The sequence below is a fragment of the Paenimyroides ummariense genome (assembly GCF_900115115.1).
Classification (GTDB): Bacteria; Bacteroidota; Bacteroidia; order Flavobacteriales; family Flavobacteriaceae; genus Flavobacterium; species Flavobacterium ummariense.
This window is the reverse complement of the sequence record NZ_FOVI01000025.1, coordinates 1-16,428: the sequence shown is the minus strand read 5'-3', so window position 1 is coordinate 16,428 and position 16,428 is coordinate 1. Positions and strand designations below refer to the sequence as shown.

Genomic DNA, 16,428 nt, shown 5'->3' with positions numbered 1-16,428 from the left:
TGGTGCAGGGGTAGAAAGCCTTATCGGGCTGGAATTAGAGACAACTTATGAGTTTCCACTACGACCTGACGAAACCATGCTTGTTGCCGGAATGATGGCGTTTTTAGGTCCTGTAGCAACAGACCTGACTGCAAGTATACTCAAGTTTTTTAACGTCATGAACCTGGAACCCCGCCAGTATATGACCAAAGGCGAGATAAAACTCAGCCGGTCTACATCACTTTGGGGCAGGGCAGCATTAGGGCTTGCAACTCCCAATGCAAACGGAGACGGTAATGTAAAAATCAATTCCGGACAAGATGATACTGAGATGAATGCTTCTAAAAGCTACGGAGATATTGACAATCTCTTAAACCTTATCCCGGGAATGGGTGCTATGGTTACACAAGAACGCAATTCAGGGATCTGTTTTAAGTTTGAGCATGAATACGAAAACAATCCTAAAGTACCCGAACTGGATGCCCGGATGTTTAGCAGAAGCAAGATCGAAGTTAAGATGTATACAAGAAGTACCTTATCAGTCGGTTTACTTGGTACATTTTTGCAAAGATTGTTTTTGAATTCTTTACCATTTGTTGGAGAATTTTTCAACGCCATAAACTTTGACCGAGGTGTACTACTTACACATGAGGTAGAAATGATCCGCAATACAAATGTGAGCAATGTAACAGTTGCCGATGTAAGAGTTCAGGAAGGTACAACGGACATCGTGGAAAACACAGATGGTTCGCTGCAATTTATAAATAACCAAAGCGGTGTAATGACTATTAAAGCCTATACCCATTTGGGTATGTTTTCAGGCGATATAGAAGATTTAGCCGCTGCCGGTACCGAAGCAAAACTGAAATTAAGTCTGGTTGAAATATATAAAATTTATACGCAGGGTACTAACTACGAGTTCAGCTTCACAAATATTAAAAAGCTGCTTTTGGGCTTCGTGTATCAAAAGAAAGTTGGCTTATTCAAAAAAGATTCTGAATATGCCAGAGCAAAGGCACAAAAAGCGAAACACAGCGCAAACCAAAAATACACCAAGAAAACAGTAGAAACATTTAAAACGGCAGCAGGTACCGATAATGAAACAGTCATGCTGGTTGAGTTTTTCGGTAAAATATCTCAACCAATGCAGCTTTTAGATACTGCAGTGGCACTGGGTATTAAAATTGAGGTACCTTTCTCATCGCTGCTTTCCATTTTAGAGTTTTATTTAAAGAAGTTGTACTACAGGCATACAGTTTTAGAAAATCAAGCACAAAGAAATGCGTTTGAAGGTACGTTATTTAAAAAGCGTTCAGAAATAGAATCACAGGTAAAAGCACGTCAAAAAGCCGAAAGCAATAATTCGCGTAAAACATTCTATGACTATTTATTTGCCGTAAATAATTCTTATCCATCAGGTAGTGGTACTGTATCTTTTAAAGGATTGAACGGTTATATTGATGACCGATTAGCCGAGAACGACCCTCCAGAAGATTTCTTAGATGCCTTGGGGCGTTTTTTGCAAAATCCGCCATCGTTTGATGATTTTATGCAGGAGATTACACCCAAATCAGATTACGATACAAAAGATATAGGTATAAATGATTTCATAAATTATTTTACACTGCTAACCGATATAATGGGGCTTGAAATAAAAATAGAAGGCTTACTGGGTGTAAGTGGTGGCGCAAGCTTAAAAGCAGGTGCTGCCATTGGAACCGCGCATCTTGGCTTAGGCGGTTATGCGCAGTTAATTTACGACGCAGAACTTTATAAAGACGGGCAGTTAACCGATCTGGGAATAAATGACCCTTTACGAACCATTTTTACACAGTTAGACACCTTGCTTGCTAAACCAAGTGCAGGAAAAAAAATACCGGTGCGAACCTTATTTGATATTGTAAAAGACTAAACATGTTAAAAGAAATTAAATACATATTATTATTACTAATGTTGGGCCAAATTACGTACTCACAAGTATTTGCTGAAGATGCGATGTTGAACTATAAGCGTTCATCAGCTTATATAAATAACTATCATGGTCCAATCAAATCCGTCTATCGATACTATACATATGTAATTGATTCAATTCCATTTGCGACGTCAAGTTCTATTAATGCTCGAAACAGTATTATGTTACAGAACAGAATAGCTTTAGGAAGTGGTTTTTATAATCATTTTGATGAAGACGGAAGATTAAAAGAAAGTGTGCGAATGGATATAGACAAATCTTATTTTGGGAAATCTGATCCAAATTATAAAACATCTTCAATCTATAATTATGACGAAGGAGATTGGAAAGCAAAGAATAAATTAAAACTGAAAAAACAGCAAATGTATCCTGTAAATGATTATGATTTTTTGGTAAAACCTAATCATAATTTACAATACGGAGGTAGTCCTGATATATTATATTATAAATACGATTATACTATCGATGATAATGGTCGAATATTAAAGGAAATTAATTACGGAACATCAGATGTGGCATTTACAGAAACAGAATATCTCTATGATGACAACAATAATATTAAGCGGCTAAATATTAGAACTAAACAAACAGATCCTATTCCTTTTCATTTTTTAGATACCGAATCAGGTTTCTGTCCTGATCTGCATATTGCTTATGAGTACGACAATAAAGACCGGATGACCCAAGTAACGTACTATGGATGTAAAGATACATTGGCGTTTGAAAAATATGTGTATCATCCCAACAAGGAGTACGTAACTCAGCGCACCCGCTATATAAAATCGTCTATGCGTGGCGTAGAACACGTAACACCAACGATGATTTTTTATCATAATGAGAATGGCGACATTATCGAAAAAAAGTTTGTAAGAAGCTATCCTAAGCAATATTTAGGTGCAAGGTATATTGCTTTACGGGAATCTATTTATTATAAATACGAATACGACAAATATAACAACTGGGTGAAGTGCTATATATACATGGAAGGTAGACCAGAAGAAAGCAAACCAACAGCGATTGCACAGAGAGATTTAGAATATTACGATAGTTAAAAAATAAGAGTTATGGAAAATAAGGAGTATATGATGTACGATGCAGAACTTTATAAAGACGGGCAGTTAACCGATCTGGGAATAAATGACCCCTTACGAGCCATTTTTACACAGTTGGATGCCCTGCTTGCTAAACCAAGTGCAGGAAAAAAAATACCGGTACGAACCTTATTTGATATTGTAAAAGAATAAAAATGTTAAACAAAATTAAATACATATTATTATTACTAATGTTTGGGCAAATTGCCTACTCACAAGTATTTGCTGAAGATGCAATGTTGGACTATAAGCGTTCATCGGCATATATAAACAATTATCACGGTCCTGTCAAATCTGCATACTATTATTATACCTATGTAATAGACCCAGTTCCTTTTGCGGTTTCACAAAGTAAGACGATTCAATCCTATGCAAGACATAGTATCATGTTACAGAACAGAAAAGCTTTAGGAAGTGGAATTTATAACGAATTTGATCAAGAGGGAAGATTAAAAAAGCACGTCATAAGTAATTTGAACGGTTCTTATTTTGGTAAATCAGATTTCAATTATAGAACAGCATCAACTTATATTTATAACGAAACAGATTGGGCAGAAAAAAGTAAAATTAAATTAAAAAAACGACAGATATATCCGGTTAATGATTACGATATTTTAGTAAAGCCTAATACCGAAAAACCATATGACCATGGTTACGGTTCTGACACACTTAAATATAAATATGATTACATCATTGATCAGAATGGTAGAATATTAAAGGAAATAAATTATGGAAGAGCAGCTTTACCTTTTACTGAAACGGAATATATTTATGATAACCACAATAATGTTAAGCAGCTTAATATAAGAACTAAACAAAAAGATCCGATACCTTTCTTTTTTTTAGATACTGAAACAGGCTTTTGCCCTGATCTGCATATTGCTTATGAATACGACTTTAAAGACCGTATGAGCCAGGTGACTTACTACGGATGTAAAGATACTTTGGCGTTTGAAAAATATGCGTATCATCCCGAAAAGGATTATGTAAAAGAGCGCACCCGTTATATAAAATCGTCTATGAGGGGTGTGGAACACGTAACACCTACAATGATTTTTTATCATAATGAGAATGGCGACATTATCGAAAAAAAGTTTGTAAGAAGTTATCCTAACCAATATTTAGGCGCAAGTTCTATTGTTTTACGGGAGTCTATTTATTATAAATACGAATACGACAAATACAACAACTGGGTGAAGTGCTATATATACATGGAAGGTAGACCAGAAGAAAGCGAGCCAACAGCGATTGCACAGAGAGATTTAGAATATTACGATAGTTAAAAAATAAGAGTTATGGCAAACGAAGGATTGAAACCAACATTAAGCCAGCTACTCCCTTTGGAGAAAATTCCCAATGAATTAGAGGGAATACGCGATGCTATAGAAGATCTTTTAGATGATATTTATGTAAATAACCTTATTACCAGTCAAAGTTTCGATGGTTCTTATGGCTATTATACATTAACATTAAGTACCGCCGGCTCTATCGGTCTTAATATACCTATCGCAGAAGATCTGAAACTTATACTGAATCCTACCAATCAGGGAACTACCGAATTTTCTGTAAGCCTTAATTATTCCTGGCAGGTATTAAAGTATATATATGACTTTGACTATACAACGTTTGATGGTGCTGCCATTTCCGTGTTAAAGATATTTTTGAACCTTGCAAACGTTAGTGAAAGACAGTTGCTTAGTGATGTCCTTACTGCATTTTATCCTGGCTATACAGCCATCAATACTTTTGCAAACGAGTTTAACACAACTTACGGGCAATCTGTATCGGTACTTTCGGGTACGAATGACTCTGTTTGGGACAAAGTGGAAAATGTATCCGATCAGATTATGGAATTGGATTATGATATGGTACAGGTTACTTTTGATCTGCTTATCAATGTATCAGGTGATCCGCTTGCAAGAATCAAAACCATTTTCTCAAAATATTTTGCCAACGCAGAAAATAGCTTTAATGAAGCAACCAAACTTAATTTCATAGCAGCACTGCGCGAATTGAGTGTTGGACTTCAGTTTCCACGTAAATGGCTGGTTCCTGTTTACACCGGCAATGAACCGGTGACGGGTTTGGAAATAGATGAACCGCTGCCTGACGGATATTTCAGTGTGCTACGCTTTGATGTGGGACGTTTGGAATATTCTTCGTGGAGTGGCTTTAATTTCTATAAAGCTTTTGATTTCAACTTGAATCGTTCAATGATCGCAAATACAGGGCTAATTGCGGAATTTGAGGGTCTGAAAGTCGATCTACAAGCGCATTCCAATATACCTGAAGCTGTTTTGGATGGACGCCCTGAAAACTTTCGGGGAGTCTATGCCGAATATGCAGCTATTACACTGCCTCGTCAATGGTTCAACAATGCAGACAACAGTACCATACGTATTGCGGGATATAACCTGCTGATTGGAACCGGGGGTGTTTCTGGAACTATCGCGCTGGAAACGGTTAACGGTACGCCTACAACCATTGACGATTTTATGTGGGTAAACTTTGGAACCTGGAGAATAGGTTTCAATTCTTTTGATATTACGTTCAAACAAAATGACATTGTATCTTCCAATATCCGTGCAAGATTGGAAATCCCGAATTTCAAAAAACCGAACGGTGATCTTGCTGAAATAGATGTAACAGGTAGCCTTGAATCAAACGGTGATTTTAAATTAACCGCTTCTACTACTCCGCCATATCCAACAATCGATTTCGGAGATATTTTCAGATTTCACATGAAGTCTGTTGAACTGGGACGTGAAGACGGTGATTTCTTTATCGGTGCTTCCTGCGATGTTGAATTTTTAGGCATGATGGGCAGTTTCCTCGAAGGACAAAGTATCAGCATCTCCTCATTGCGTATATACAGCAACGGACGCATAGAGTTCAAAGTAGACGGTGGTAACTTAACCTTACCAAAACCGATAAAATTAAATTTAGGTCCGGTTCAGGTTTCAGTAACTGCCATACATTTCGGTTCTACCGAACGTCAGAAAGACGGCAAAATGCGCAAGTACAATTACTTCGGCTTTGACGGCGGTGTGAATGTAGGAATTGCAGGACTGGATGCACGTGGCGACGGGATTAAATTCTATTATACCGTCGATAATAACGCAGCAGAAGGTAAACATCCGGATTCTTATTTGCACATACAGACAATATATATCGATCTGGTTATCCCTGCCAATTCAAGTGACCCGACCGTCCTTATCAAAGGTTGGCTGTCGATACCTGAACCGGGAACTACACCGGAATACCGTGGTGGCGTGAGCCTGAAGCTCAAAAATCCACGCATTACCGGAAAGGTAGATATGCGCCTTGCGCCTAAATACCCTGCATTCCTTATCGATGCAGCTATTGAGCTGCCCAACCCGATTGCGATGGGTCCCGTTTCCATTTTCGGATTCCGGGGACTGCTTGGCTACCGCTATGTAGCCGAAAAAGAAGCCATCGGCATGACCTCCGAAAATACGTGGTACGAATATTACTCGGCACGTGTTCGGGGTGTAGGTGTTGATAAATTTAACGGACCGGAGAATACCAAAGAATATTCCAACCCTATTTCACTGGGTGTAGGTGCCCTTTTGGGTGATACCACCACAATGGGTAACGTCATATCCGCCAACGCGATGCTGCTGCTTTCGCTGCCTTCCATGATCATGGTGGATGCGCGGATGAAGCTGTTATCGAGCAGGGTAACCTTTGACGATGATCCGCCCTTCTTCGCCTTTTTCATCATTGGCGACAATTCGATGGAGTTCGGCTTCGGAGCTGATTACAGGTTCCCTGAAAGCTCCGGTGATATTATTAAAATTTACGCCGAAATACAGGCAGGTTTCTTTTTTGACAAACCTTCGGCATGGTATATTAATATCGGTACCGAGGAAAGACCTATTTCAGCAAGTCTGCTGGCAGGTCTTTTCAGTCTGAAAGCGTACGTTATGCTCTCGGGCAAGGGAATCCGTGCCGGAGCACGTGGCGAGTTCCGTTTTGAACGCAACATCGGACCAATAGGAATTAAGTTCCTTGCGTACCTTGAACTTGGAGGACGTATCAGCTTTGAACGTCCGCAGATGGGTGGTTATTTTGAAACGGGTCTTATGGCAGACGTCAACTTTGTCATCATCCGTATTACCGTTTCCATTACGCTGCTTTTGGCGGTAGAATCGCCCAAACCGTTTATGGTGTATGGTAAGTTTGCCGTATCCGTAAGCATTAAGGTGTTGTTTGTAAAATTAAAAGTAAAAGGACAGATCGAACTGAAATGGGAATTCAACCGTGAGGTTGACCGTACACCGATCAGTCCGCTCAGCGATATTCCGTCACAATTGGACAGTCTTGTAAAAGGTGTGAGCATGCTTACCGGCGAAACATTCAACCTTGCTAATTTAAGGCTTGCGAACGGTTCGATCAATCTTGATCTGGCTGAGATTCGCAAGCACGTGATACCATTGGATACCTATATCGACATAAAGACCAATAAAGGAATGATCCCTTCAACGTCTGTAAAAAATATGCTTGGGGGTGTAAGCAATCCACCGGAAAACAGTACCGATCTGATCCCGCCGGAACGCATCATGAAGGGTATCGAGCTGCGACAGGTAAAGCACCAGTACAGCATTGAGGAAATCCAGATCATGGCTTACAGCCCGACAGCGGGTTGGCAGCCGTTTAACCCATTCCGCTCAATGTATCCTACCGAAACCGATCCTATGGTCGATAAGATAAAAGCGGGACAATGGCAGAAAAAAGATAAGCAGTACAACGCGATCCGCCTGCTGGCAACCACACCGTTCTCGTATGTGGAACAAGGTGAGCCAAGCTGGTTTACACCGGAATATTATGGTGTGGGTGCTACCACCTTGTTCTGCCAGGCACCTATGAAGGTGGAACATATCTCACATTTCCTTGACAAACCTCTTGGAACTCTGTATTACGGTTCGCAAACGAACTTTTTCCAGAACATGGAGGCATCCTATCAGGTGTTCGGTGATACCACCTACAATATAAACAGTAGCGGTGCTATCGTACCTGTCGGTGAATACGGAGAGGTTACGGGTCAAAGCAATCCGCACGGATACGACCAGTCACTGGCATTTTCGCAATCTGTCCCACTGATCATTATGCTTTCGGGACCTTCGGTTGAGGTACATCTGAAGCTGACCACATTTAACAATGGATTGAAGATCGAGTTTTTCCGATCGGTAGTAGATACCAATTCCTCTTTTGTGAAATACGAACTGGTACAAACCAGAATGGTGAGCAGTTTTCAGGCGCAGAATCCGATCATTTCCAGCTTCTCACCGTATCAGGGGGTAAGCAAGATCGTGATAACAACAACAGGTGAGAATTTCACGGGCATAAATCTGTTCCATGAAGTGAAATGGGTAACCGTGGAAGATTACGATTACAATATCAATATTCCGTCGCAGCAGTATATTACCGAAGACGCACAGGCAGCAGCACATGCGGTAAACAATTATCTGCCACCGATCTGGCGTCCGGATACCAGCTATTATGTAAGCCTTTTACTTAAAGACAGTGTTGATAATGGTGAAAATGAGGCTTTTTATGAATATGCGTACGGATTCCATACACCGGGACCGGTTGGTTTTTTCCATACCGATGAATATTCGCCGTACGGTCCGCTTACGCACAATGAGTCGGACGAGTACCCTCATGCTTCGCTGCGTTCCTATATAGATTACGACCGTTCCTATCCGAACGCGAACGGTGATCTGGTAAGTGCGAAACCTATGTTCTACAATGATACGCAAACCGGGGTAAACCTGTTCTTTAAAATACGGTATATCGAAAAAATGCTTAATGGATGGGAGGCGTACGGCGTATTCCCTGAACTGGGCGGTACGATGAAGATCATCATCAAAGATCCTGTGGAAGACATTGATATTGTCAATCCACCAAACCTTGAAACTACCGAGCAAAGTATTGATTTGTCACCACTGCCTATACCGCAGACCATTGAAAGCTGGATGATTGATCTCAATCCGCTGATTTCACCTGTTGAAAAACAATGGTTCAATATGCTTCCCAATGGTTGTATTGCCGTTACCGAACCTTTGGAACCGCTGTCTTACTACCGTAAAATTGAAACAAGACGGCTGAAACCGCAGAAGCTGTACACCGTACAGATCATGAATTTCTTTTGGGGAACAGCCAATATCAATCCGGAAGAAATTACACCGGAGATCAAAGACCAGTATGCGAGAATCATTCATGAATATGTATTCCAGACTTCACGCTACCGAAATTTTGAGGACCAGGTGAAAAGCTACTATATGTATGCCGATGATGGTGTAACCGTAGAGCAGGAAGCAGTCTATACGATAGAACGGGAACTGGATGCTACGATACTGGCGGCAGCACGTTCAACGATAGAGGGCACGCCTGACACGACAAGCCAATCGCTCGAAACCCAGTTCCTTGATCCGTTTGACCGTATAGCAGAAGGACTGTTTGCTTTGCCGATGCTTCAGAAAGCGGTACGTACAGAGATAAACCGTATCGTAGATGCCAATAAGGGTATCGTGCAGGCACTGCTTGTCCGTAATCCGGAACCGTTCAATAATCCGCGTTTCCCGCTGGAAGTGATAACCGGCACATCTTCACAAAAAGGAATGATTGAAGTGTTGTTCCCTGATCAGGTAGGTGCGGATGCGAATTACCGCGTATTGTATTCTAAAGATTACTCGAACGCGCTGATCATGCATACGGCAGGAGCCATTACGGCAGCTACGCTCCATTTCAATTTTGTATACAGGACGTGGAACGGCACTGATTATGTCATTGTAGAAGAACAGCAACTCATCAATGTTTCCATCAATTAAAACAGACAATTATGACTTACGTAAACCGATATATAGAAGCAGGGAGCAATACGACAAAAATATACAAAGCCGTAAAAATCAACGAGTACACCTATGTGCTTGGTAATACCAAACGTCCCGATACAGGTATATTTTCGGTGCCCTACATTGCCTGTATCAATGAAACAGGTACGATGCTCTGGGAGCGCAGTTACATATACCCTACGATAACCAGCGGATATTCTCACTGGGATGTTTCCCATGTGGAAGACCTGCTTGTCGGGGAGTCTCCCGAGATATTATATGCACTTGTTTACGATCTGAACAGTGTGATCTTGCTGCGCATCGATGCGAACGAAGGTGCCTTGCAGTACTTCAATAAAGTTTATGACCGTTACGATACCCCATTTTATGCGCAAAAGCTCGGTATAAAGGCACGCCTGCATAAGTTTGACGACAATTCGATGGTTGTCAACGTACATGAGATACATACCGACAACAGTAATCAGGTTGTACAGATCGATTACTGCCTGATGAAGATTCATCCGTATGAAATTATTTCATATAATGTAAACCGGATCTTGGGAGCAGGCATCGAATTGAATTACCGCTACGAGGATGTGAGAAACGGAATGCTTCATCTATTCGGAGGTGTGGGAACAAGTGATAATTCGATGCCCGACAACGGGATCATTACCGTGGTGGATCAGGATCTGAATATCGTTCAGAGCAACGTGCTGACCTATCCGGGACAGACCCCGGGCTACGACAGGGATTACCTTGATATTTACAGTGTATCCCGTATTAACGAGGAACGTTATCTGGTGATCGGTTCCTACCACCGCTTCCGCCCGCAAACGTTCCATTTGGCACCGATAAGAAGGTGGTGGCTTAACCTGCAATTTATTGAGGTGCCTATATTTACGAAAGCACCTGTTCTGGTGGATTGGGTGATAGCTCCAGTACCTATGTACGAGGAGTTCACGCATTATTTTATTGCCGAAATCACGGAAGACAACCAAAATGTCAATCAGGCTGCACATGTAGAAGTTAAAAATTTTGAGCAGCAGGGTGACCATCACGTGTTTTTAAATGATTATGGTTACTACTTTTCAAAAGACAGTTTTCTTTATAATTTGAAGTCTGATCTTTCCGGCACCCAATGGACAAAGGAAATCTTCAGTACGGAGGAAAACAGGGGCTTTACGCTGAATGAAGAGATAGAAAAAAATAAATTTAGCTCGTGGTTGAGTGCCTATTATAATCCGTGGGAACATAAGGCATTTTATCTAGCCTCCGCGGAAACGGAATATGAAACGTGTAAAACACGCCCCTTAGGGGAAGATCTGAACCTCTCGCCATTGGAATTGAAGATTGAAGAATTTCCTTTGTCAATGCAAAGAGCAGATGTGGGTTACTACGGTCTGGAAGTTTATGAAGGATTGGAGAATCTGGGTACTGAATTTTTGTGCGGTAATGATCCTGACCCCAATCCGGAAGATATTGTATTGCTTGATGCGAAAAGCCGTTTGCAGTCTGCACATCTTTTCCTGCAATCCGTAGGATCACACGGAACGGACAGTACCGAAGGTATCCATGTTCGATGGCAGTTTAAACATGACCTGTTGCAACACCTGCCGAAAGGAAATTATTATCAGGGAGCACCGCAGGGATTCAACAAGCCGAATGATTTCGTACGCCTGATGCGTGCACCTTATCAGCCTGTAGTAACTACGCTTGATTTTTCTGTAGTCCCTTATACAATCAACAATACAAGCAGAACATGGGTATACCAGCTTGCAGGAAATAATCTTGTCGTTACTTTTACCGATGCCGTGCTATATGCACAGGCACTCGGCATTGTCAATCCAGCCGTCAATCCTTTAGCTTTTGTACAGAATTACGGCGAAGGTATCATAGAGGTACAGCATGCTTCGGAGCTGTTTTTCGCGGTTCAGCCTGCTGCCAATACCACAGCCGGAAATATACGTTTGGAGGTACTTTCTTCGGAAGCGGCAAATAACTATGATTTTCATACAACGTTAAGAAAGACACTCACCGGAAGTGCAATTAACGGGAAACATTTTATAGACAATGGAAGAAAAGTCCGGTTTTCCATACAAGGCAATTTCGTAAGACAGATTTTCTTTGAGTACTATACATCCTTTATCAATACTGCAAACAACTCGCAATGGTGGCAACTGGTAGACAACTACAGCCTTACGGTTGATTCCAATGTTGCGTTCCACAGGCTGGAACCTGATCCGGGTGGGCATCCTGTCCACGCCAAATGGCCGCGTTACAATGAAGGACAGTTTGTGAATACCGATAATTACAGACGTAAATGGCATGGTCCTATGGGGGACGTCCGAAATACGATACAGAATTCGGTACGACGTTATATGGACTGTGAAATTTTAATGAATACTCTGTTACAAGATTCTAAAAACATATCCACCATAAAAACACTTTTCTACAAAAGCTTTTTTAAGTACTTTTACCGCAAATTTATATCTAATCTAAATAAAAAATGAAAAAAATAATATTATCAGGATTATTGGTGTTAGGTGCATCTTTTGCATCGAACGCGCAATGTAGTACTTTAACAAGTTTGAATGAAAACTTTGATGCTTGGAAAAAAATTGACAAGTGTTGGAATGCAGAATCTGGTAAATCAATGCTTTACAACAGCGAAGGTAAAATCACTTTTTATTCTATGATGAGTTCAGGCGAAAGAATGATCTTATCAACACCAAAAATGAAAGCGGGAACTTATAAATTAACGCTTGATATTTCTAAAAATTCTGGTGATGCTTCTTTGGAATTGTTCTCTATCGGTTCTGTTTCTGATGCTAAGTCGTATGTATCTATTTCAAAACCATCGGCAATTACAGGTACTAAAAAATCGTACACGATCAACTTGAAAAACGATGCGCATTTAGGTTTTAAAGTACTTTTAAACGGAATCCATCAGGCAGTTTACATTGATAATCTGGTATTGAAAGCGGGTAAATAATCAACCGCTAAATAGCACCTCAAAATAGCATCCACTAATCTAAATAGGTTGGTGGATTTTTTTTTATTAATTTTCTACTAAAAAGTGGTTTTTATGATTACAATCATAAGAATTGATGTTTAACCGGAACTAATTTTGCTTAAAATAAAATTTACAGCAATGCTTTCAGATAAACAAAAAGAAATTATACTAAGCACGGTTCCGTTGTTACGTACGGGTGGAGTTGCTTTAACTACACACTTTTACAACAGAATGTTTACGCATCATCCCGAATTAAAAAATCTGTTTAATATGGGAAACCAGCAGTCGGGCAAGCAGCAAACGGCTTTGGCTATGGCGGTTTTGGCGTATGCAGAAAATATATCGAATCCGGCGGTTTTAATGCCTGCTGTTGATTTAATCGGACACAAGCATGTTAGTTTAAATATACAGCCTGAACAATATGATATTGTCGGGACGCATTTACTGGCATCGATCAAAGAAGTTTTACAAGATTTGGCTACCGATGAGGTTCTGGATGCTTGGAAAGCTGCGTACGGACAATTAGCGGGGTTGATGATTGGTCACGAAGCCAAAATGTACGAAGGCAAGCAGCAGACAAACGGACAATGGGTTGGTTGGAAAAATTTTAAAGTTCAACGCAAAGTTCAGGAATCTAAAGAAATTACATCGTTCTATTTGGTTACAGAAGACGGTAGTGCGGTTCCAAATTTTATTCCCGGGCAGTACATCAGCGTTCAGGTTTTTCTTCCAAACATCAATTTAAACCAGATAAGACAATACAGTATTTCGTGTGCACCGAACAAAGATTATTTACGAATTTCGGTTAAACGCGAACGCAACGAAAAATTTGATATCAACGGAATGATCAGCAACTTTTTGCACGATGAGGTTCATGAAGGAAACATTTTATCGATCAGTTCACCGGCAGGAAACTTTACCTTGCAGAATATGTATCCTAAAAAAGTATTCATTAGTGGCGGAATCGGTCAAACACCGTTAATGTCTATGTTAGAATCTTTAGATCAATCAAAAGAAAACAGTGAGTTAGTTTGGATCCACGCTTGTAGAAATGAAGAAGTTCGAGCTTTTGGAAACCGATTGGAAACGATCACTAAAGAAAATCAACAGGTAAAACAACATCAGTTTTATGAAGTGGTCAATGAAACCTTGGCGGCAAAAGATGTTTATGAAGGCATGCTCGATTTTTCTAAAATTGAAAAATGGCAGTTTGAACCCGAAGCCGAGTATTATATCTGCGGACCAAAACCTTTTATCGAAAAAGCAGTCAAAGAACTAACCGACAATAAAATCAGTGAAAAGCATATTTTCTTTGAGGAATTCGGACCGAAATCTATCTAATAAAATTTATAATTTAAAAACAGAGAAGCAATGCTTCTCTTTTTGCATATATGAACAATAGTATAGTTACAAAGAAAAATATTGTGTGGGTAAAGTGGAGCCGCATTGTGTATTGTGCTGCATTAGTGGGGATTATCGTTGGATTAATCACGTTGATGTTTAAAAATTTAGTGGAAGAATACGAACATTTGCTTTTTAACAAAGCACAGCATTTTAAACTTTTTTTTATCGTTTTTCCGCTGATAGGTTTGCTGATTATTTATTTTTTAAGAACCTACGTTTTCAATAAAAAAAAGAACAAAGGAATTTCCGAGGTGCTAGAAGCCGTGCGCGAAGGCAAAAAACTACCGCCTTACAAAGTGCCTTCGCATTTCTTCAACGGATTTTTAACGGTGGTTTTTGGCGGAAGCACAGGTATTGAGGTTTCAACCGTAGTAGCAACAGCAGCTTTGGGCGATATGGCGTCAAGAAAAGATCCGATCTTTAAAAAATACCGCAAAGAGTTTATAGGTTCGGCAATTGCATGTGGTGTTACGCTTTTATTCTGCAGTCCGTTGGCAGGTTTGTTTTTTTCGTACGAAACCATTGGTAAGCAAAAAACAAAAGTGTTTTGGGTAACGCATCTGGTAAGCGTTGGTTTTGCTACATTGATCATTTTCTTAATGAATGTTACACCGGTTTTTAATTTAGGCAATCACGAAACAGTTATACATTATCAGGCAATTCCGTTTTTTATTGCCTTAAGCGTTTTGGCGGGCTGTTACGGCGTGTACATGACCAAGGTTGTATCGTTTGTAAAGAAGAATAACTTTTTAGATTTTAGTCCGTACCTGCAACTAATCGCTGGTGGTGTACTTTTAGGCTGCGTGTTGTTTGTTTTTCCGCAACTGTATGGCGACGGATATCATGCAATAGAAAGCATCATTCATCATAACAGTCTGTTTGTTTTGGTAAGTTTTTGGCTTTTGCTTGGGGCCTTGCTTGTAAAACCTTTTGCAACCGGATTTACACTGAAATTAGGTGGCGATGGCGGTGTGTTTGCACCAAGCATTTTTGGCGGAGCCATTATGGGTGCTTTGGCTGGACTCATTGTTCAAAAGTACTTTTTTGCCGATGCCCAACTGATTAATTTTGTTGTTTTAGGCGTAGCTTTAACGGTTGCAGCAACTTTGCATGCGCCATTTACCGCTTTGTTTTTAACCTTCGGAATTTTTAATTCGTATGCACTTTGGTTGCCGTTGGCGGTTTTGGTGTTTATCAGTTTTTATATATCCAAAAAAATATTTCCCTATACGGTTTATACCCTGGCGTTGAAAAAGTAAACTTTTGCAATAACTGCCTATCTTTGTAGTTCATTTTAAGATACAATGATTAAAGTCGATTTGATATTAAATTGTGGCGGAACGTTGCGTAACGTGGTTAAGAATGAACTGATTTTTAAGGCAGGACATTTTCCGTCGTATTATTATCAGGTGGTTGAAGGCAAGGTAAAGATGAACAATTACAGCGAAGACGGTAAAGAATTTATTCAAGAAATTTTTACGGCAGGTCGCAGTTTTGGCGAACCACCGCTTTTTATCAATGAACCTTATCCGGCAAACGCCATTGCAATTTCGGCTGGAGTAGTGGTACAGATCAAGAAATCGTTGTTTGATGAAATGCTGTACAAATACCCTGAAGTTTCTGTTGAAATAAACCGCAGTTTGGCTCGCCGTCTATATTACAAAGCAATCATGGCACCTGAATTGTCATCGCAAAATCCTGAAAAGCGTCTGTTGAAGTTACTGCATTATCTTAAAGAACAATCTGGAACAAAAACCGATTTTTTCGTGGTGGAATTATCTCGACAACAATTAGCAGATTTAACCGGCTTACGAGTAGAAACCGTAATCAGAACCATAAAACATTTGGAAAAACAAGGTTACCTAAAGATCATTGAAGGAAAGATTTATCTGGAGTAATTTCTTTAGATTTTGAGCAACATTTCTTTTTAGTAGTTTACAGTCATTAAGCATCCGTTACTAAGCTGGTCACTGAGCTCCATCGAAGTGCAGCATCACATCCAGCATCAAGCCCCTTTCGATAACTATGGTTTTTCAAAATAAAAAATGTTAAAATTCTCACTGTTTTTTTTACGAATAATTTAATAATTTTACGTTGGAACAAACAAATAAG

At 40.0% G+C, this 16,428-nt stretch carries 10 protein-coding genes; all 10 read left to right on the top strand.

What is annotated here, in order from left to right; translation table 11 throughout:
* The first annotated feature begins 76 nt into the window (after positions 1 to 76).
* The 10 genes from BM253_RS14060 (at position 77) to BM253_RS14015 (ending at position 16,214) form a co-directional block, all read left to right on the top strand.
* Entirely contained in the window at positions 77 to 1,891 is a 1,815-nt protein-coding gene (locus BM253_RS14060; RefSeq protein ID WP_091525572.1) for a hypothetical protein, read from the top strand.
* 2 nt (positions 1,892 to 1,893) lie between these two features.
* The gene (locus BM253_RS14055) at positions 1,894 to 3,003 is read left to right on the top strand and encodes a hypothetical protein (RefSeq protein WP_091525569.1); all 1,110 of its coding nucleotides are present in this window, start codon (positions 1,894 to 1,896) and stop codon (positions 3,001 to 3,003) included.
* A gap of 12 nt (positions 3,004 to 3,015) precedes the next feature.
* On the top strand, positions 3,016 to 3,195 hold the full coding sequence (locus tag BM253_RS14050; RefSeq protein WP_091525567.1) for a hypothetical protein: 180 nt from the start codon (positions 3,016 to 3,018) through the stop codon (positions 3,193 to 3,195).
* 2 nt (positions 3,196 to 3,197) lie between these two features.
* Positions 3,198 to 4,325 (top strand): hypothetical protein, encoded by a 1,128-nt coding sequence (locus tag BM253_RS14045; RefSeq protein WP_091525565.1) that lies wholly within the window; start codon positions 3,198 to 3,200, stop codon positions 4,323 to 4,325.
* Positions 4,326 to 4,337: 12 nt separating this feature from the next.
* Complete coding sequence (locus BM253_RS14040; protein ID WP_091525563.1) at positions 4,338 to 9,896, top strand: hypothetical protein; 5,559 nt, start codon at positions 4,338 to 4,340, stop codon at positions 9,894 to 9,896.
* 11 nt (positions 9,897 to 9,907) lie between these two features.
* Complete coding sequence (locus tag BM253_RS14035) at positions 9,908 to 12,409, top strand: hypothetical protein (protein ID WP_091525562.1); 2,502 nt, start codon at positions 9,908 to 9,910, stop codon at positions 12,407 to 12,409.
* Positions 12,406 to 12,891, top strand: coding sequence for a hypothetical protein (locus BM253_RS14030; protein WP_091525560.1), 486 nt, complete (start codon positions 12,406 to 12,408; stop codon positions 12,889 to 12,891). Before BM253_RS14035 ends, BM253_RS14030 begins: the two co-directional genes overlap by 4 nt.
* Before the next feature lie 159 nt (positions 12,892 to 13,050).
* Positions 13,051 to 14,253, top strand: a complete 1,203-nt coding sequence (gene hmpA / locus BM253_RS14025; protein WP_091525558.1) for an NO-inducible flavohemoprotein — start codon at positions 13,051 to 13,053, stop codon at positions 14,251 to 14,253.
* A 50-nt stretch (positions 14,254 to 14,303) separates the two neighbouring features.
* The gene (locus BM253_RS14020; RefSeq protein ID WP_091525556.1) at positions 14,304 to 15,575 is read left to right on the top strand and encodes a chloride channel protein; all 1,272 of its coding nucleotides are present in this window, start codon (positions 14,304 to 14,306) and stop codon (positions 15,573 to 15,575) included.
* Between the two features lie 45 nt (positions 15,576 to 15,620).
* Positions 15,621 to 16,214 carry a Crp/Fnr family transcriptional regulator gene (locus tag BM253_RS14015; RefSeq protein WP_091525553.1) on the top strand — a complete coding sequence of 198 codons (594 nt, stop codon included), beginning with the start codon at positions 15,621 to 15,623 and terminating at the stop codon, positions 16,212 to 16,214.
* Positions 16,215 to 16,428 lie beyond the last annotated feature (214 nt).

Coding starts and splice junctions, on each gene's coding strand:
- BM253_RS14020 (WP_091525556.1), top strand. CDS start 14,304: ATGAACAATAGTATAGTTACAAAGAAAAATATTGTGTGGGTAAAGTGG.
- BM253_RS14035 (WP_091525562.1), top strand. CDS start 9,908: ATGACTTACGTAAACCGATATATAGAAGCAGGGAGCAATACGACAAAA.
- BM253_RS14015 (WP_091525553.1), top strand. CDS start 15,621: ATGATTAAAGTCGATTTGATATTAAATTGTGGCGGAACGTTGCGTAAC.
- BM253_RS14045 (WP_091525565.1), top strand. CDS start 3,198: ATGTTAAACAAAATTAAATACATATTATTATTACTAATGTTTGGGCAA.
- BM253_RS14030 (WP_091525560.1), top strand. CDS start 12,406: ATGAAAAAAATAATATTATCAGGATTATTGGTGTTAGGTGCATCTTTT.
- BM253_RS14055 (WP_091525569.1), top strand. CDS start 1,894: ATGTTAAAAGAAATTAAATACATATTATTATTACTAATGTTGGGCCAA.
- hmpA (WP_091525558.1), top strand. CDS start 13,051: ATGCTTTCAGATAAACAAAAAGAAATTATACTAAGCACGGTTCCGTTG.
- BM253_RS14040 (WP_091525563.1), top strand. CDS start 4,338: ATGGCAAACGAAGGATTGAAACCAACATTAAGCCAGCTACTCCCTTTG.
- BM253_RS14060 (WP_091525572.1), top strand. CDS start 77: ATGCTTGTTGCCGGAATGATGGCGTTTTTAGGTCCTGTAGCAACAGAC.
- BM253_RS14050 (WP_091525567.1), top strand. CDS start 3,016: ATGGAAAATAAGGAGTATATGATGTACGATGCAGAACTTTATAAAGAC.